The organism is Candidatus Binataceae bacterium (genome assembly GCA_035508495.1).
Classification (GTDB): domain Bacteria; phylum Desulfobacterota; class Binatia; order Binatales; family Binataceae; genus JASHPB01.
The window spans coordinates 54,480-71,185 of sequence record DATJMX010000014.1 but is presented as its reverse complement, the minus strand read 5'-3'; the positions used below and the strand labels follow the sequence as shown (position 1 = coordinate 71,185).

At 62.6% G+C, this 16,706-nt stretch carries 17 protein-coding genes; 10 read left to right on the top strand and 7 right to left on the bottom strand.

The genetic code is table 11. From position 1 onward, the window contains the following. Nucleotides 1-14: 14 nt before the first annotated feature. From VMA09_04675 to VMA09_04630, 10 genes are all read left to right on the top strand, one after another. Nucleotides 15-515 (top strand): NADH-quinone oxidoreductase subunit C, encoded by a 501-nt coding sequence (locus VMA09_04675; GenBank protein HUA32875.1) that lies wholly within the window; start codon nt 15-17, stop codon nt 513-515. Between the two features lie 9 nt (nt 516-524). Continuing rightward, nucleotides 525-1,736 (top strand): NADH-quinone oxidoreductase subunit D, encoded by a 1,212-nt coding sequence (locus VMA09_04670; protein HUA32874.1) that lies wholly within the window; start codon nt 525-527, stop codon nt 1,734-1,736. Between the two features lie 408 nt (nt 1,737-2,144). Next, a complete protein-coding gene (locus tag VMA09_04665) occupies nt 2,145-3,233 on the top strand; it encodes a glycosyltransferase family 9 protein (protein ID HUA32873.1) in 1,089 nt (362 codons plus the stop codon). Next, nucleotides 3,230-4,078: a lipopolysaccharide kinase InaA family protein gene (locus VMA09_04660; GenBank protein HUA32872.1), complete on the top strand. Its 849-nt coding sequence runs from the start codon at nt 3,230-3,232 to the stop codon at nt 4,076-4,078. The genes VMA09_04665 and VMA09_04660 overlap by 4 nt, the downstream gene beginning before the upstream one ends. Continuing rightward, nucleotides 4,062-4,754, top strand: coding sequence for a glycosyltransferase family 2 protein (locus VMA09_04655; protein ID HUA32871.1), 693 nt, complete (start codon nt 4,062-4,064; stop codon nt 4,752-4,754). Before VMA09_04660 ends, VMA09_04655 begins: the two co-directional genes overlap by 17 nt. Then, the gene (locus tag VMA09_04650; GenBank protein ID HUA32870.1) at nt 4,751-5,923 is read left to right on the top strand and encodes a glycosyltransferase family 4 protein; all 1,173 of its coding nucleotides are present in this window, start codon (nt 4,751-4,753) and stop codon (nt 5,921-5,923) included. Before VMA09_04655 ends, VMA09_04650 begins: the two co-directional genes overlap by 4 nt. 1 nt (nt 5,924) lies before the next feature. Continuing rightward, a complete protein-coding gene (locus tag VMA09_04645; protein ID HUA32869.1) occupies nt 5,925-6,800 on the top strand; it encodes a YicC/YloC family endoribonuclease in 876 nt (291 codons plus the stop codon). A 68-nt stretch (nt 6,801-6,868) separates the two neighbouring features. Further along, nucleotides 6,869-7,480, top strand: a complete 612-nt coding sequence (gene gmk, locus VMA09_04640) for a guanylate kinase (protein ID HUA32868.1) — start codon at nt 6,869-6,871, stop codon at nt 7,478-7,480. Continuing rightward, nucleotides 7,468-9,684 carry a bifunctional (p)ppGpp synthetase/guanosine-3',5'-bis(diphosphate) 3'-pyrophosphohydrolase gene (locus VMA09_04635; protein HUA32867.1) on the top strand — a complete coding sequence of 739 codons (2,217 nt, stop codon included), beginning with the start codon at nt 7,468-7,470 and terminating at the stop codon, nt 9,682-9,684. Before gmk ends, VMA09_04635 begins: the two co-directional genes overlap by 13 nt. Nucleotides 9,685-10,045: 361 nt before the next feature. Continuing rightward, on the top strand, nt 10,046-10,429 hold the full coding sequence (locus tag VMA09_04630; GenBank protein HUA32866.1) for a RidA family protein: 384 nt from the start codon (nt 10,046-10,048) through the stop codon (nt 10,427-10,429). Nucleotides 10,430-10,512: 83 nt separating this feature from the next. Here the strand turns inward: VMA09_04630 and VMA09_04625 are convergent, their stop codons facing one another. From VMA09_04625 to VMA09_04595, 7 genes are read right to left on the bottom strand one after another with little or no spacing between them, the layout of a single operon-like run. Further along, the gene (locus VMA09_04625; GenBank protein HUA32865.1) at nt 10,513-11,310 is read right to left on the bottom strand and encodes a TatD family hydrolase; all 798 of its coding nucleotides are present in this window, start codon (nt 11,308-11,310) and stop codon (nt 10,513-10,515) included. Between the two features lie 2 nt (nt 11,311-11,312). Further along, on the bottom strand, nt 11,313-12,854 hold the full coding sequence (metG, locus tag VMA09_04620) for a methionine--tRNA ligase (protein ID HUA32864.1): 1,542 nt from the start codon (nt 12,852-12,854) through the stop codon (nt 11,313-11,315). Between the two features lie 39 nt (nt 12,855-12,893). After that, on the bottom strand, nt 12,894-13,739 hold the full coding sequence (gene ricT / locus VMA09_04615; protein ID HUA32863.1) for a regulatory iron-sulfur-containing complex subunit RicT: 846 nt from the start codon (nt 13,737-13,739) through the stop codon (nt 12,894-12,896). Then, nucleotides 13,739-14,806, bottom strand: a complete 1,068-nt coding sequence (locus VMA09_04610; protein HUA32862.1) for a hypothetical protein — start codon at nt 14,804-14,806, stop codon at nt 13,739-13,741. The genes ricT and VMA09_04610 overlap by 1 nt, the downstream gene beginning before the upstream one ends. Continuing rightward, nucleotides 14,797-15,441 carry a dTMP kinase gene (gene tmk / locus VMA09_04605; protein ID HUA32861.1) on the bottom strand — a complete coding sequence of 215 codons (645 nt, stop codon included), beginning with the start codon at nt 15,439-15,441 and terminating at the stop codon, nt 14,797-14,799. Before tmk ends, VMA09_04610 begins: the two co-directional genes overlap by 10 nt. After that, a complete protein-coding gene (locus VMA09_04600; protein ID HUA32860.1) occupies nt 15,441-16,271 on the bottom strand; it encodes a prepilin peptidase in 831 nt (276 codons plus the stop codon). The genes tmk and VMA09_04600 overlap by 1 nt, the downstream gene beginning before the upstream one ends. A 9-nt stretch (nt 16,272-16,280) precedes the next feature. Further along, on the bottom strand, nt 16,281-16,685 hold the full coding sequence (locus VMA09_04595) for a secondary thiamine-phosphate synthase enzyme YjbQ (GenBank protein HUA32859.1): 405 nt from the start codon (nt 16,683-16,685) through the stop codon (nt 16,281-16,283). Nucleotides 16,686-16,706: the final 21 nt, after the last annotated feature.

The following is a 16,706-nucleotide window of genomic DNA, read 5'->3' as shown; positions in this document are numbered from 1 at the left end:
AGAGTTACAACTGAATGATTCTCGATAAGGTTAAAGAGCGCTTCGGCGCCGAAGTGCTCGCGAGCGACACCACGCATGGCGAGGAATGGATCGTCGTTGCGCGCGACAAAGCGCATGAGATCCTGCGCGCGCTGCGCGACGAGCCGGGATTCGAATTCAACTTCCTGTCCGACCTGACGGCGGTTGACTGGGATCAGCGCAAGCCGCGCTTCGACGTGGTCTATAACCTCAACTCGCTGACGAAGAACCATCGCCTGCGCCTCAAGGTCAGTATCGACGGCGACGATGCGTGGATTGATAGCGCGATCGATCTGTGGAAGGCGGCCGACTGGCTCGAGCGTGAGGCCTTCGACATGTTCGGCATCCAGTTCCGCGGGCATCCCGATCTGCGGCGGATCCTGCTCTACGATTCGTTCGAGGGCCATCCGCTGCGCAAGGATTACAACTACCAGAAGCGCCAGCCGATCGTTGAAGAGACCGATCCGGTGCTGAAACCGCTGCGCATGTCGCGATAGAAAAATCCGATGCTACCTGCACGCTGGAAAGAAAAAATCGAGGCGTCCGATCCCGCCGACGAGATCATGGAAATCCAGATGGGGCCGTCGCATCCCGCGTCCCACGGCACCATCAAGTTCAATCTCAAGCTCGACGGCGAGCGGATCGTCGATTGCGACGTCGAGGTCGGCTACCTGCATCGCGCGTTCGAGAAGATGTGCGAGCAGGGCACCTGGACGCAATGCTTTCCCTATACCGATCGGCTCAACTACGCGTCACCGCTGATCAACAACGTCGGCTTCGCGCTCGCGGTCGAAAAGCTGCTCGACATCGATCTGCCCGAGCGCGGCAAGTACGTGCGCCTCATCATGAGCGAGATCTCGCGCATCACCGATCACCTGACCTGCCTTGGGATGGCGTCGAGTGAGGTCGGTGCGACGACCGTGGCGTTCTATACGCTCGAAGCGCGCGAGATGCTCTACGACCTGGTCGAGGCGGTGACGGGCGCGCGCCTCACCGTGACGTGGTGCCGCGTCGGCGGCGTCGTTCATGACCTGCCGACGGATTTCAACGATCGCGTGAAGCATTGCTTCGATATGCTCGACAAGGTGCTCACCGATTGTGACGGGCTGTTGTCACGCAACCGCGTCTTCATCGATCGTATGTCCGGCATCGGCATCCTGCCCAAGGAAGACGCGATCTCGTACGCGCTGAGCGGACCGCTGCTGCGCGCGAGCGGCATCGCATACGACGTGCGCAAGGCGCATCCGTACCTCGTTTACGATCGCATGGAATTCGAAGTGCCGCTGGGCGAGCGCGGCGACAACTACGATCGCTTCCAGGTGCGATTCCGCGAGATCTACGAAGCGAAGAAGATCATCGAGCAGGCGCTCAAGCAGATTCCCGAGGGCCCCGTGTCGATCACTGACCCCAAGGTCGTGCTGCCGCCGAAGGAAAAGGTCTACAACTCCATCGAAGGCTTGATGAACCACTTCAAGCTCATCATGGAAGGCATCAAGGTGCCGCCCGGCGAGGTCTACCAGGCCGTAGAAGGCGCCAACGGCGAGCTGGGCTTTTTCGTGGTCAGCGACGGCAGCGGCCGCCCGTACCGCGTGCGGGTGAGGCCGCCCTGCTTCCTCGCGATGAGCGCACTCAACAAAATGTTAAAGGGCCACATGATCGCCGACATAATCACCACCTTCGGCATGGTCAACATGATCGGCGGCGAATGCGACCGCTGATTGGGCAGTCGCCTAAGCTGTTGCCACAAATAATTCTTCGCCGCTGATAATTAACCTCGCCCGCAAAGCGGGAGAGGTCGCGCGGCGGGGCGTTTGCGATTCTTTTTCGCAAGCGCCGTGACGCGCGGATGAGGGTGTAGCGCGCGTAGTCAGGCAGAATGTTAGCGCAGATCTGCTATACGCTCCTGTCGCTGGACCCTCACCCGGATGTAACACAGCATGAACTCAGACTGCGTTCCCTCAGACCTCTCCCGCTTTGCGGGCGAGGTTATTCGCAGAGCGCCAGCAACGTATGGGTCGGTTTCTTCTCAGCTTCGGGATCTTTTCGGAGGGCGTCGATGTCGGGCTATCCCGCGGTTCAATCCGTCGTTATCATCGTGCGCTGGAGACGCTATCGGGCCGCTCAGGATGTCAACCACTGACGCACTACAGGCAAATCAAGTTTCACCGCACCGTGTCCTGATCGTGCTGCTGGGCGCGATTGGCGATGTCGTCCGCGCGCTGCCGCTCGTCGGGCGGATGCGGCGCGCATGGCCCGACGCTCATATCGCGTGGGCGATTGAGCCGAAGTCGCAGGCCGTCCTCGAAGGCCATCCCTGGATAGATGAAATCATCCTCTACGACCGCAGGCGAGCGCCTTTTGACTTCCTGCCATTCCTGAATCGCGTGCGGCGCGGGCACTTCGATCTCGTGATCGATCTGCAGCGCCATTTGAAAAGTGGCGTGACTTCGCGGATCTCGGGTGCGCCGACGCGGTGGGGCTTCGATCGCGCCAACACAAAAGAATTCAACCATCTGTTTTCCACCAAGCAAATTGCGCCGCAGCCGAACATGCGGCTCAAGCTCGAGCAATACCAGGCGTTCGGCGATGCGCTCGGACTGCCGCCCGCGCCGATCGAGTTCGGGCTCGTTGGCTCTGAGAGCGAGCGCGAACGCGCTCATGCGATGCTCGCCGATGCGCCACGCCCTCTGCTCGGCGTGATTCTCGGTTCATCATGGCCGAGCCGCATCTATCCTGCCGAAGAGACTGCGGCGGTCATTCGCGAGTTGACGCATCCTGCCGAAGGATCGCACGCGCTCTTCCCGGTGCTGCTTGGCGGACCGGGCGAGTCGCGCCTCGCCGCCGATGTGATTGCGCATCTCGAGGGTGCGCCGATCCTCAACCTTGTCGAGCGCACGACGCTGCGCGATCTGATCGCGATCTTCGCGGAATGCGCCGCGGCGTTTGGTCCCGATTCGGGTCCGATGCATATCGCGGCCGCCGTCGGATGTCCGATCGTGTCGCTGTGGGGCTCGACCGCGGCGGAGCGCTCGGCGCCGTGGGGCTTCGCGCAGTATGCGCTTAGCGGCGAGATCCCGTGTCATCCGTGCTACCTGCGCGATTGCCCCATCGGCCGCGAATGCATGCATCGCATCGCCACGGCCGACGTGGCCTTAACGATCAGGCGGGCGATCGCCGATCGCGGCGCGTCGATTCACGCCGAGGCCGAGCGATGATCTCGCGCCGCGCAATTGAACGCGACGGATGGCGTTTCGTCGTGCCCGGCCTCGATACGCCTGCCGCTCGCGAAGCGCTTATCGGGTTGGCGCTCGAAGCCACGGCGGGGCGCGGACAGTTGGTCCGCCGCACGCTGAACGCAGCGACGCGCGTGGTCGAGTTTGCCGACGATTCCGGGATGCGCTGCGACGCGTTCATCAAGGTCTTCGATTCGCCGCACGGAATCGGCGCGCTGAAACGCAAGTTCCGCGGCTCGCGCGCGCTGCATCTGGCGCGAATCGAGACGGAACTCAACGCCAACGGCATCAACGCGCCCGAGGTTCTGCTCGTCGCGACCGAGCGAATTGGCGGCCGCGAGATGGTCGTGACGCGGCGTGCCGAGGGCCTGCTAGCTGCGCGTCACATGGGACCGTATCGCGAATCGCTCGCGCGCAAGCGCGCTGTCTTGCATATGCTCGGCATCGCAGTCGCCCGGATGCATCGCGCGGGCTTCGTTCACGGCGACCTCACACCGTTCAACGTCGTCGTGGCGCCGGGAGCGCCGCTGCGAATCGTTTTCATCGATCACGAACGCACCAGCCGCTCGCGCTCGATCCGATGGCGCCCGCGCCTGCGCAATCTGGTCCAGCTCGGCCACTACGACGTTCCAGGCTTGACGAATATGGATCGGATGCGCGTATGGAAGAGCTACGCCGCCGAGATTGGCGCTTCGCCCGCGGTCCGGCGGCGGATGCTCGCGATGCTCGCGGCGCGGGTCAAGCGTGACGGCGGCCTCGCACCGGCGCATCCAACACCGATGGTTACTCCCGCGAAACTGCAGGAGGGCAATGCCCGAGCCAGTTAAAATCTCGGTCGTTATCCCCGTCTTCAACGAGGTCGAAACCATCGGCAAGGTCATCGACCGCGTGCTGAATTGCGGCTTCGACGTGGAAGTGATCGTCGTTGATGATGCCTCGACCGACGGCACGCGCGACTTCCTCGGCACCTTCGAACATCCGCGCGTGCGATGCTTCTTTCACAGCGTCAATCGCGGCAAGGGCGCGGCGCTCAGGCTCGGCTTCGCCGCGGCGACCAATCCTTACGTGTTCGTGCAGGACGCCGACCTCGAATACGACCCGCGCGACTATCACCTGATGATCGGCCCGCTGCTCGATGGCCGCGCCGACATGGTTTACGGCTCGCGATTTTTGGGCGGGCCGCATCGCGTGCTGCTCTTCTGGCATTTCTTGGGCAACCGGCTCGTGACGCTTGCCTCGAACATGGTGAGCGACCTCAACCTGAGCGACATGGAAACCGGGATGAAGGCCTTCGTGCGCGCGAAGCTCGCCGCGCTCAAGCTCTCGGCGAACCGCTTCACCTTCGAACCCGAGATCACGGCCAAGGCCGCGCGCGCGAGATGGCGAATCTACGAGGTGCCGGTTTCGTATTCGGGCCGCACGTATGAAGAGGGCAAAAAGATCGGCTGGCGCGATTCGATCACTGCTTTCGGCGCGATTCTCTACTACCGGTTTTTCGATTGAGCTCGCCCGGACATCATGAAGCCGCGGCGGCGCATGGCGATTGCGATGTCGCGAGAGGCGCGCCGCATCCGCTCAGAATTGCGGGCGTCGATCCCGAGCTGCGCTTCGCCGGCGGTGAGACGCAGGTAATGGCGCTCACGCGCGAGCTGGTGCGCCGCGGGCATCAAGCGGAGATCATCTGCAATCACGCGGGGCGGCTCTGGGAGCGGGCGCGCGCCGAGGGAGTCGTTTGTTATCCGCTCAAGATTCGCAACGCGATCGACATTAGCGCCGCACTCCGTCTCCGCGCGATCCTGAGCGTTGGCGGTTTCGACGTCGTGCACTTTCACACCTCGCGTGCGCACGCGATGGCGCCGTTCGTGCGCGGATGCGCACCCGTGGCGATCGTGACGCGGCGCATGGATTACAGGCCGAATCGGATGCTGGCGCCGTTCCTTTACGGCCGCGGTGTCGATCGCACGATCGCGATCTCATCGGCCGTGGCGGATTCGCTCGTCGATGTTGGCGTGGCGCGATCGAGGATCACGATCGTTCCGAGCGGCGTCGATACCGAATATTTTCGGCCGCCGACCGCTGAGCAACGCGCCCGCGCCCGCGAGACGTTGGGCATCGACGCTCATACGATCGCGATCGGCGCGGTCGGTGCGCTCGAGGAACGCAAGGGCCAGCGTTGCCTGCTGCGCGCGATCGCCTCGATCTCCGACGCAAATGTCCGATGCTTCATCGCGGGCGATGGCTCGATTCGATCCGAACTCGCAGCGGAAGTGGCAAAACTCGGATGCGGCGACCGCGTGTCGATGCTCGGCCGGGTCGAGGACCCGCGTGCGATTCTGTGGGCGCTCGATATCTTCGCGATGCCATCGATTCTCGAAGGCCTCGGCGTCGCGGCGCTCGAGGCAATGGCCTGCGGCTTGCCGGTCGTCGCGAGCAAAACAGGCGGTCTCGCGGAGCTGGTCGAGGATGAAAACACCGGGCTGCAGGTCCCTCCTGCTGACACAAACGCCCTCGCCGCGGCTCTGTCGAGCCTCTTGAACAACCCCGACCGGAGGCGGCAACTTGGAATGAACGCTAACGCGCGTATCGCAAAGGAATACTCGATGACGGCGATGGCCGAACAAACACTCGAAGTTTATCTCGAATGTTTGCGCGACAAGGGCAAGGTGGGCTGAGATGCGAAGCATGACAGGCTTCGGCCGCGGCGTGGTCGAGCGCAATGGAACGCGCGTCACCGCAGAGGTCCGCGCGCTCAACCAGAGATTCTTCGAGCTCAAAGCGGTGCTGCCGCGCGGATGGGGCGAGCAGGAAGCCGAAATCCGCAAGCTGGTGCAGGCCGTCGTCGCGCGCGGCCGCGTCGAGCTGTTTATCAAGGCCGTCGCGCTCAAGCCGCCGCGGGCGCGCCTCGAGGTCAACGAAAATCTCGCTAACCTCTACGTCAAGGAGCTGCGCCGCGTCGGCAAGAATCTCAAGCTTAACGGCGAGCTCAGTATCGAAGTCATTTTGAATCGGCCCGAAATTTTTCACGTCGTCGAAGAGGAGAGCGAGCCCACGCACGCGATCGAGCTCGGGATGAAGGCGCTGAAAGACGCGCTGAAGCACCTCGAGGCCGAGCGCGTGCGCGAAGGACGCAGTCTGCACAAGGACTTTGCAACGCGTATCGACGCGATCAGCTCGGCGATTCCCAAAATTGAACATCTCGCCGAGAAGACCCGCGCCGATATCCGCGCCAATTTCGAAAAGCGCGTGCGCGAGCTGCTCGCCGAGTTGCCGGTCAACGAGAAGCGGCTTTACGAGGAAGCTTCATCGGCATCGCAGCACGGCGATATCACCGAGGAACTGATTCGGCTGCGCACGCATCTCGACGGCCTCAAGACGCTGCTCAAGCGCAAGGGTCAGGTCGGCAAGTCGATCGAGTTCCTGCTCCAGGAAATCAATCGCGAAGTGAATACGATGGGCTCCAAGTCGCAGAGCGCGGCGCTCTCGCAGGTGACGGTCGAGGTCAAGGCGGAGGCGGAGAAGATGCGCGAGCAAGTGCAGAACGTCGAGTAGCCTTGTCATATAAAACGCCATTTGCAATGCTCCGCCCGCTCGGTTAGCCTTGAATGATAGATGCTTCCTTGCCGCAACGACGCGGTATAATTTTCATTCTCTCGGCCCCGTCCGGCGCCGGAAAAACGACAATTTCGCGCGCCGCACGCAAGCAAATCGCGGGTCTGGAGGCATCGGTTTCGTTAACCACGCGCAAGCCGCGCGAGGGCGAAGTCGCAGGTATTGACTATCGATTCGTGAGCGACGACGAGTTCAAACGTAAGCTGGGCGCGAACGAACTGGCGGAGTGGGCCCAGGTTTTCGATTCCTCTTACGGCACGCCGCGCGAGCCGCTCGATGCTGCGGTCGATTCCGGCACCGACATCCTGCTCGATATCGATATCCAGGGCGCGCAGCAGATTCGCGAGATCTATCCCGACGACGCCGTCACGATTTTCGTCCTGCCGCCCAGCTTCAAGGATCTCGAGGGCCGCCTGCGTGGCCGCGGCACCGAAACCGAGGACAAAATCCAGCATCGGCTGGATCGTGCGCGCGAAGAGGCGCTCGCGTATCCCGAATACGACTACCTGATTATTAACGAGCACGTCGAAGAATCGCTCGCCCGCCTCGCAGCGATCGTCGCCGCCGAGCGGATGAAGGTCGCGCGGCTGCGCACGGACTTTGAACCGTGGAAGAGTTAGCGCAAGCTCAAAGTCTGCCTGACCATCTCGACGAGCTCCTGCGGCTCGTCCAGTCCTACAATCCTTCGGCTGATTTCGATCTGATCCGCCGCGCTTACGATTACTCGGCGCGGATGCACGTCGGGCAGAAGCGCGATTCCGGCGAGCCCTACGTCATTCATCCGCTGAACGTCGCGATGATAATCGCGCGGCTCAAGCTCGACGTGCCATCGATCGTGACGGGACTGCTTCACGACGTCGTCGAAGACACCGGTGTTTCACTGACCGAAGTGCGCGAGCTCTTCGGCGCCGAAGTCGCGCAACTCGTCGATGGCGTCACGAAGATCTCCAAAGTCAGCTTCCAGAGCCGCGAAGAGAAGCAGGCCGAGAATTTCCGCAAGATGGTCATCGCGATGGCGCACGACATCCGCGTCGTGCTCATCAAGCTCGCCGATCGCCTGCACAACATGCGCACGCTCGAGCATCTGTCGCCCGAGCGCCAGCATGAGATCGCGCGCGAGACGATCGAGATCTACGCCCCGATCGCGCATCGCCTCGGTATCTACTGGCTAAAATCCGAGCTCGAGGATCTCTCGTTCCGCTACCTCAACACTTCCGCCTACGGGACGCTCAAGGCCTACGTCGCCAAGACGCGCAAGGAGCGCGAGGAATATATCGCGGCGGTGATCGAAATCCTGTCGCGGCGCCTGCTCGAATCAGGAGTGAAAGCGGAAGTCACCGGACGGCCCAAGCACTTCTACTCGATACATTCCAAGATGCAGGAGATGGGGCTCAGCTTCGAGGAGATCTACGACCTCGTCGCCTTTCGCATCATCGTCGATACCGTGCGCGAATGCTACGAAGCGCTGGGCGTCGTGCACGCGAACTGGAAGCCGGTGCCCGGGCGCTTCAAGGATTACATCGCGCTGCCCAAGGTCAACATGTACCAGTCGCTGCATACGACGGTGATCGGGCCGCGCGGGCAGCGGATGGAAGTGCAGATTCGCACGCGCGAGATGCACAAGGTGGCCGAGGAAGGCATCGCCGCGCATTGGAGCTACAAGGAAGGCAACTCCAAGGAGATGCGCGAGACCGAGCGTTTCGCATGGCTCCGCCGGCTCATCGAATGGCAGCAGAATCTCAAGGACCCGCAGGAGTTTTTATCGACGGTCAAGGACGACCTTTTCCCCGAGGAGGTTTTCGTCTTCACGCCCAAGGGCGACGTGCTCGATTTTCCGCAGGGCTCGACCGTCATCGACTTCGCATATCGAATCCATTCGCAGGTTGGTAACCATCTGTCAGGTGCGCGGGTGAACGGCAGGATGGTGCCGCTGCGCTACAAGCTTAAGTCGGGCGACACCGTCGAGGTCCTCACCTCGGAGCGGCAGACGCCGGGTAAGGATTGGGCGAACTACGTCGCGACGGCGCGCGCCAAATCGCGCATCCGGCAATGGCTTCGCCAGCAGCAGGCGGAGCGCTCGCGCGATCTCGGAATCTCGCTACTCGATCGCGAGCTCGAACAGCTCAAGCTCACCGTGCATCAGCTGCGCGCCGATCATCGATTCGAACCCGTGCTCAAGGAGTTCTCGCAGCGCGACGTCGAAAGCCTGCTCGCGGCGGTGGGTTACGGGCTGGTCACGCCGACCCAGGTGCTGAATAGGGTTCTCACGCCCGATGAGATCAAGGCTTATCGTCACGAGAAAGCGCCCTCCGACGCGCCGGCGCAGAAGGATCGCGCATCGCGTGAGCTGCGCCGGGCGGCTTCAGGAGCGGTCGTGGTGTCAGGCGTCGGCGACATGATGGTGCGCTTCGCCAAGTGCTGCAATCCGCTTCCGGGCGAGGCGATCACCGGATTCATCACGCGCGGGCGCGGCGTCACGGTCCACGTCGCGGGATGTCCGCACGCGCTGAACACCGATCCGCAGCGGCGCGTCCCGGTGGTCTGGAAAGACGGCGAAGAAGAGCCGCGCCCGATTCGCCTCGAAGTGCTGTCCGTCGATCAGCCGGGATTGCTCGCCGCGATGACGAAGGCGATCGCGTCCGCCGGCGTGAACATCTCGACCGCCGAAGTGAAAACGCGCGGCGCCGATGGGCGCGCGCTGGCAGTATTCGAAGTGAGCGTCAGCAGCGCGCGCCAGCTCAACAACCTGATGAACTCGATCGGCGCAATCGACGGCGTGATGCGAGTAGCCCGCCTCGGCCAGCAAAACGGCCACCGCTACTGAGTATTTCAGCCGCGCTCATCGAAATAGCCAGTCAAATCTCTGTCTTGCCGAAAATGTTTCACGTGAAACATTGATATTTCAGGATGAACTATTCATCCTTGTTCTGAAATCCAGAGTATGTATTCGACCACAATGCGAAGTGACTATTCGCAAGATTCCACTCAATCCCGCTCCTTCAAAATCCCTCTCCCCGACCAGGGAGAGGTCGGCGCGTCGCGTAGCGACCAGTGAAAAACGCGGTGCCGGGTGAGGGTCGTCCGGATTCTTTTTGCCGATAACGGCGAATGGGAATACCCTCACCCTAGCCTCTCCCTGGTCAGGGAGAGGGGACCAGAGAGAGCGTCAGGGGAGGGGAGATTCGATGAAGAAGCTGATTCAGACTAATGAAGCGCCGGCGGCGATTGGTCCTTATTCACAGGCGATCGATACCGGCACAACGATTTTCTGCTCGGGGCAGATCGCGCTCGATCCGCGCAGCGGCACGCTTGTCGACGGTGGAATCGAGCACGAGACGCGGCGCGTGCTCGAGAATATCCGCGAAGTGCTGGCGGCGGCCGGTCTCTCGCTCGTCGACGTTATCAAGACCACGATCTTCTTGGTCGACCTCTCAGAGTTCGACATCGTCAATCGCGTTTATGGCGAACATTTCAGCGCTCCATACCCCGCGCGCTCAACCGTCCAGGTCGCCGCACTCCCCCGCAAAGCCAGAGTAGAAATCGAAGCCATCGCCGCGAAACGCGGCTAAGCAAATTCTCAGTATTCAGCGAAATGCTCGGCGCACTAACTTCCCTTCCCGCACGGGAAGGGGATCAGAATCGATACCGAGAATTAGATGTGATTAGTCAGTGCCGGCAGGCGGAATAGGCGCTGGGTGTTGGTGACTACCAGATTACTGAGAGCCGGCGGATCGCAGTGGCGGGTTTGGGCTAGCGCCTCGAAAGTCTTCACTACGAATGAGGGTTCGTTGCGTTTTCCGCGGTAGGGGATGGGTGCGAGATAGGGCGAATCGGTTTCTACCATCAGGCGGTCGTCTGGGACTATCGCGGCGGCCGCGCGGATTTGGCCGGCGTTGCGGAAGGTCAGAATTCCCGAGAATGAGATGTGGAAGCCGAGCGCGAGGAATTCGCGCGCGGCTTCGGCGTTGCCGGTGAAGCAGTGGATCACGCCGCCGGCCGCCGACATTCCGCATTCGCGCACGATCTCGACGAGGCGCCGCTCGGCGTCGCGGCAGTGAATGACAATCGGCAGTTCGAGTTCGTTTGCGAGCTTGAGATGGCGGCGCAGCGATTGTTCCTGCGCCTCCTGCGGCGAATGCTTGTAGAAAAAATCGAGGCCGCTTTCGCCGATGGCGACTACGCGGTATGACTTCGCGAGGTCGCACAGCGCCGCGAAGCGTTCGTTGGTCGCATCCTTGGCGTCGTGCGGATGCACGCCGACAGCGGCGAAAACGTTGGCGTGGCTCTCGGCGATCTTGACTGTCAGTTGATCGTTTTCGATTGGTCCGATCGCGCCGACCGAGACCATCTGCACCACACCCGCCTCCGCCGCGCGCGCGAGGACGCCTTCGACATCGTCGCGCAATTTCGCATCCGCGAGATGACAGTGGCTGTCGATCAGCGGCAGCACCGTTATTCCTTGGCTTTTTCGATACGCGGGAAGAGTGGCGTCGCAGGCTTCACGCGATGCCCCAGCTTGATGCCCTGACCGAACGGCGCATGCGCTGTCGCTTCATCGCAATTCAGCAAGTCGAGAATCCTTTGCGATGTCACGGGCATGAATGGCTCGAGCGTATCAGCGACAACCCGCAGTCCTTCGAGCAAGTTCGCGAGAATCTGCGCGACGCGAGGGAGCTGCGCCGGATCTTTCGCGATCGTAAACGGCGCCGTCGCCACGATGTACTTGTTGGCCGCATCGAGCGCCTGCCAGATCGCTTCGAGCGCGCGATTGAAGGCGAGCTCGTCGACGAGCGGATTGGCTCTGGAAGCCGTCGTGGCGAATACCTCGCACAGCGCTGTATCCTGCGAATCGCTGCCCGCGCCGGGCGTCGCCGTCACTTCGCCCTGGAAGTAGCGCGCCGCCATCGAGAGCACGCGGCTGGTGAGATTGCCTAGATCGTTGGCGAGGTCTGAGTTGTAGCGCTCGATTATTCGATCGTCGGAGAAATCGCCGTCGAGGCCGTATGTCACTTCGCGCAGGAAAAAAAAGCGCAGCACATCGGGACCATAGGTGCGCTCGTAGCTGACCGGATCGCCGATATTGCCCGCGCTCTTGGAAAATCGCGCGCCGCCGAAATTCAGAAAGCCGTGCACATTGAGACGCCGGTAAACGGGCAACTGCGCTGCCATCAAGATCGCGGGCCAGTACACCGCGTGAGTCTTCAGGATGTCTTTGCCGATGAAATGCTCGGTTACCGGCAGTATCTGACTCAGCGCGTCGTCGCTGTTATCTGGCAGTTCACTCAGGTAGGCCCAGAAGGCGTCGTACCAGACGTAGGTCACGTACTTGTTATCGAACGGCAGCTCGACGCCCCAATCAAGCCGCGACTTGGGCCGCGAGATGCAGAGGTCTTCGAGCGGCTCGGCGAGCATCTGCAGCGCTTCGTTGCGATAGCGCTCGGGCCGGATGAATCCTGGAGTCTGCGCGCGCTTCAGAATTTCGGCGCGGAACTTCTCGAGCTTGAGGAAGTAGTTGCCCTCGCGAATTAGTTCGACGGGCGTGTTATGCGTCGGGCAGATGTTGCCCGGCAGCAGTTCCTTCTCGGTGTAGAAGCGCTCGCACCCGACGCAGTAAAGGCCCTCGTAATCCTTGAAGTAGATATCGCCGCAATCGAAGGTGCGCTGGAGCATCCGCTGCACCAGCGCCTCGTGCACGGGATCGGTGGTGCGCACGAATATGTGATCGCTGATATTGAGGCCCTTATGAGCCTCGCGAAAGAACACCGCGATCTTGTCTGAGAATGCTTTCGGCTCGAGTCCTGCCTTGCTCGCGGCGTCGCGATTTTTCTGGCCGTGCTCGTCCGTGCCGGTGACGAACGTGACATTCTGTGTGCCGAGCTTGCGCCGTTGATAGCGTACGAACGTGTCGGTGCACAGGTACTCGTAGGCGTGGCCGATATGCGGCGGCCCATTGCTGTAGGTAATCGCGGTCGTGATATGAATGCGATCGGCCATCGAACCCAAAAGAATATCTAGCGCGCCGATGCGAGGCGACTACTGATTCTGCCGCGCCACGAGATCTTCGAGCGTCGCCTCGACCATCCCGCCTTCGCCGTCGAGTTGGATGAACACCGTCTGCTTCAGAATGTTCTGGCGCACGACCTTGCCGTCGCCATGCACGCTCTGCACCCGCTTGCCGATATTCGGGATGTTGCGCTTGAGCTCGGTGTAGGTCGCGTATTCGTAGCGCAGGCAGCACTTGAGCCGCCCGCACATCCCGGCCAGGCGCGAGGGATTCAGCGCGAGGCCCTGCTCGCGCGCCATCTTGACCGTGACCGCCTCGAAGTCGCGCAGCCACGACGAGCAGCACAGCTCACGCCCGCACGGGCCGAGGCCGCCCGTCACCTTGGTCTCGTCGCGCGCGCCGATCTGTTTCATCTCGACGCGCACGCGCAGCGTGTTGGCGAGATCGCGCACCAGGTCGCGAAAATCGATGCGGCCCTCGGCAACGAAATAGAAAACCACCTTGCGCAGATCGAAGGTGTACTCGGCGCTCACCAGTTTCATTGCGACGGTGCGCTCGCGGATTCGCTCGAGGCATAGCTGTCGTGCGCGCGCCTCGCGCGCGATCACTTCTTCCTCGATGCGCAGGTCGTCCTCGCTCGCGACGCGCACGATCGGCCGCACGCCAGAGAGATCAAGCGTAAGCGCCGCTTCGTGCGGCTCGATCTCGACGGTGCCGACGCGGGTGCCGTTTTCGGATTCGACCAGCACGCGATCGCCGCGCCGGAGCGGGTAATCGCTCGCGAGGTAGCTCGAAAGATGGCCCGTCTTCTGCAGGCTGACGCCGATTATTCTCGGCTGTTCGATTCCGCCTTCGAATGGATCAATATCCGGCACTAGTTTTCACCCCGAATCGCCCGGCCCGCCGAAACCCACCATTGCTCGGCCTGCAGCCGCGAATTCGCCATCGCCTCGACCGCTTCAACCGCGCGCACCGCGCCGTCAAGGCAACTCACAATCGCGTCGAGCGGCAGCTTGTCGGCGAGGGCCTTGTTCGATGCCGCCTCGACGCCAGCGTCGGCGCCAAGCAGCTTGTAGCATAGTATTTCTTCGAGCAGTCGCGCGAGCAGCTCGAAATTGGCCGCGGCCTGGTCGCGATTGGCAAAGAACTCCTGCGCGAGCGCCTGCGCGCGGACGAAATCCATCGAATTGGCGTTGGCAACCGCACTCAGGAGCTCCTTGATCGGCGGCTCCTCGCCGCCTGCCAGCGCGATCGCACGGGCGGCGCTGCCGCGCGCGAGCCGCGCAAGTGCCGCGGCGCGCTCGCGGCTCGCGATTCCGCGCGCAGCGAGGATTTGCTCGATGTCGCCCGGCGCCAGCGCGCCGAATCTCACCGGGCGCATCCGCGAGCGAATCGTGTCGAGCAGCGCCCGCTCGCTGGCAGTTACCATGAAGATGATCGTCTGGCCCGGCGGCTCCTCAAGAGTTTTCAGCAACGCGTTCTGCGCGGGCAAGTTGAGCGTCTCGGCGTCGTCGATAATCGCGACGCGCCTTGGGCTGCGCGAGGGCCGGATACCGAGCTGAGCGATCAGGTCGCGCACTTGCTCGATGAGCACGTCGGTGCGGCCGGGAGGCTTCGCGATGTAGTTGAAATCTGGATGCACGCGGGTCGCGATCTGGATGCACGCCGAACAGCAATCGCATCGCGGCGAGGGCGTGGCGGCGGCGCGGCCGCGCACCGATTGCGTGGCGCCGATCCGCACCGGGCAATGCTCCGGCGTGCAGCAGAACTTCGCGCCCGGTGAGCGCTCGCACAACAGGCCGTGCGCGAGGCTTTCCGCAACCAGAGCCTTGCCGACGCCGCGTGGCCCCGAAAACAGGTACGCATGCGATGGGCGCGTGCGCAGCTCGTCGAAGAGCCGCGAGGCCAGCTCGCGATGGCCGCGCAGGCCGTCTAGAGGCATCGCTGGATGAGCGCGTCGACGACGCGCTTGATTTCGGCGGTGACCGTTTCGCGCTCGCGATCGGCGTTGATGATCGTGACGCGATTCGGTTCGGCGGCGGCGATCACGAGGAAGCCGTCGCGCACCTTGCGATGAAACTCGTTGCGCTCGCTTTCGAAACGATCCGCGCCGCGCGCGCCGTGTTTGGCGCGAGTGCGCGTGCGCTCGAGTCCGGTCTCTGCGGCGAGGTCGAGCACGATCGTGAGATCGGGCTTCAGGCCGTCGCTCGCGAGCCGATTCAGCTCGCCGAGCAGCTTCAAATCGAAGCCGCGGCCGTAGCCTTGATACGCGGTGGTCGAATCGGAGTAGCGATCGCAGATTACGATCTCGCCGGCTTCCAAGGCGGGCCGGAGCTTCTCGCGCACGTGCTGCGCGCGATCGGCGAGTACGAGCAGCAGCTCGGCGGAGACGTCGAGCCTGACCGCGGGATCGAGAAAGATCGCGCGAATCGTTTCGCCCGCGCGCGTACCGCCGGGCTCGTGGGTGACGATCGCGCTGCGGCCCGCGGCGCGGAGCGCGTCGGCGAGGATCGCCGCCTGCGTGGTCTTGCCCGAGCCCTCGACGCCTTCGAGGGTGATGAACAGTCCGCGCGCCATCAGCCGCCAAAATACCAGTGCGTCAACTGCGGCTGAAAGAGCGTGTAGATTCCGGCCGCGATCGCGAGGAATGGGCCAAACGGAACTTCGGTTTTCAGAATCGATACGTCGGCGTCGGTCTTTTCGAGCTCGGGATTGGCCGGCGGCGCAGTTCCCTTGTCATTGGAAAGTGCGCTCGCGACGCCGCCGACGACGCCGAAGATCGAGCCGAAGAAAAGCGTGAACACGACGCCGATCCATCCGAGAAAGGCGCCGATCATTCCGAGCAGCCACACGTCGCCCATGCCGATACCCTCGTGGCCGCGCACGAGCTGGTAGAGCTCGCCGGTGAGGAACAACACGCCGCTGCCGATCACGAGGCCGAGCAGCGCGCCGCCGAGTCCAATCTCCGGCATCAGGAGCCACGAGGCGACGAGACCGATGACCATGCCCGGGAACGTGATCACGTGCGGCACGATGCGCCAGTCGTAGTCGATCATCGCGACGATCCACAGCGCCGAGCAGAGGATGAAGCGCGCGATCGCGCTGCCGAGCGGGAACATCAGGAACAGGAAGAGCGCCGTAACGGCAAGTGAGATTTCAGCCAAGAAATGGCGGAATGAAATCGGCGCACCGCACATCAGGCAGCGCCCGCGCAGTCCGATGTACGCTAGGATCGGGATATTCGCCCAGAACGGCAGCGCGCGCTCGCAGCTCTCGCAATACGAGCGCGGCGAGACGATCGAAACTTCGCGCGGCAGCCGCCATGCGACAACGCTCACGAAGCTGCCCACGCTCGCGCCGAGCAGGAACGCGATCGTGCCGCCCACCCACACCGGAATCTCGTCCATGCAGTCCCCCTACGACTTCGCCGCGGCCGCCACGCTCACCACGACCGTGCGCTCGCGCGGGCCGTCGAACTCCGCGAGCATCACGCCCTGCCAACGTCCCAGCCGGAGCTTGCGGCTCTCAACCGGGACATTGATCGACGTGCCGAGCATGACAGATAGGATGTGCGCCTGCGAATTGCCCTCGCTATGGCGAAAGCCGCCGTCGCGCGGCACGAGATACTCGAAATGCTTGAGCATGTCGGTCGTAACGTCGGGATCCCAGTTCTCCGACACGATCACGGCGCAGGTCGTATGCGGGACGAACAGGTTGCAGAGGCCCGACGCCGCGCCGATCTTGCCGAGCGCGTCGTTCACGTCGCCCGTGATATCGACGAACTCGGCGCGAGCGTTGGTTTTTACCCGAATCTCGATCACGCAGATGAAATTTTATGTTCG

Bases quoted from the DNA above. Each gene is read 5' to 3' on its own strand.
- VMA09_04645 (HUA32869.1), top strand. From the start codon at position 5,925: ATGCGAAGCATGACAGGCTTCGGCCGCGGCGTGGTCGAGCGCAATGGA.
- VMA09_04630 (HUA32866.1), top strand. From the start codon at position 10,046: ATGAAGAAGCTGATTCAGACTAATGAAGCGCCGGCGGCGATTGGTCCT.
- VMA09_04665 (HUA32873.1), top strand. From the start codon at position 2,145: ATGTCAACCACTGACGCACTACAGGCAAATCAAGTTTCACCGCACCGT.
- VMA09_04610 (HUA32862.1), bottom strand. From the start codon at position 14,806: ATGCCTCTAGACGGCCTGCGCGGCCATCGCGAGCTGGCCTCGCGGCTC.
- VMA09_04670 (HUA32874.1), top strand. From the start codon at position 525: ATGCTACCTGCACGCTGGAAAGAAAAAATCGAGGCGTCCGATCCCGCC.
- metG (HUA32864.1), bottom strand. From the start codon at position 12,854: ATGGCCGATCGCATTCATATCACGACCGCGATTACCTACAGCAATGGG.
- tmk (HUA32861.1), bottom strand. From the start codon at position 15,441: ATGGCGCGCGGACTGTTCATCACCCTCGAAGGCGTCGAGGGCTCGGGC.
- VMA09_04600 (HUA32860.1), bottom strand. From the start codon at position 16,271: ATGGACGAGATTCCGGTGTGGGTGGGCGGCACGATCGCGTTCCTGCTC.
- VMA09_04660 (HUA32872.1), top strand. From the start codon at position 3,230: ATGATCTCGCGCCGCGCAATTGAACGCGACGGATGGCGTTTCGTCGTG.
- VMA09_04655 (HUA32871.1), top strand. From the start codon at position 4,062: ATGCCCGAGCCAGTTAAAATCTCGGTCGTTATCCCCGTCTTCAACGAG.
- VMA09_04675 (HUA32875.1), top strand. From the start codon at position 15: ATGATTCTCGATAAGGTTAAAGAGCGCTTCGGCGCCGAAGTGCTCGCG.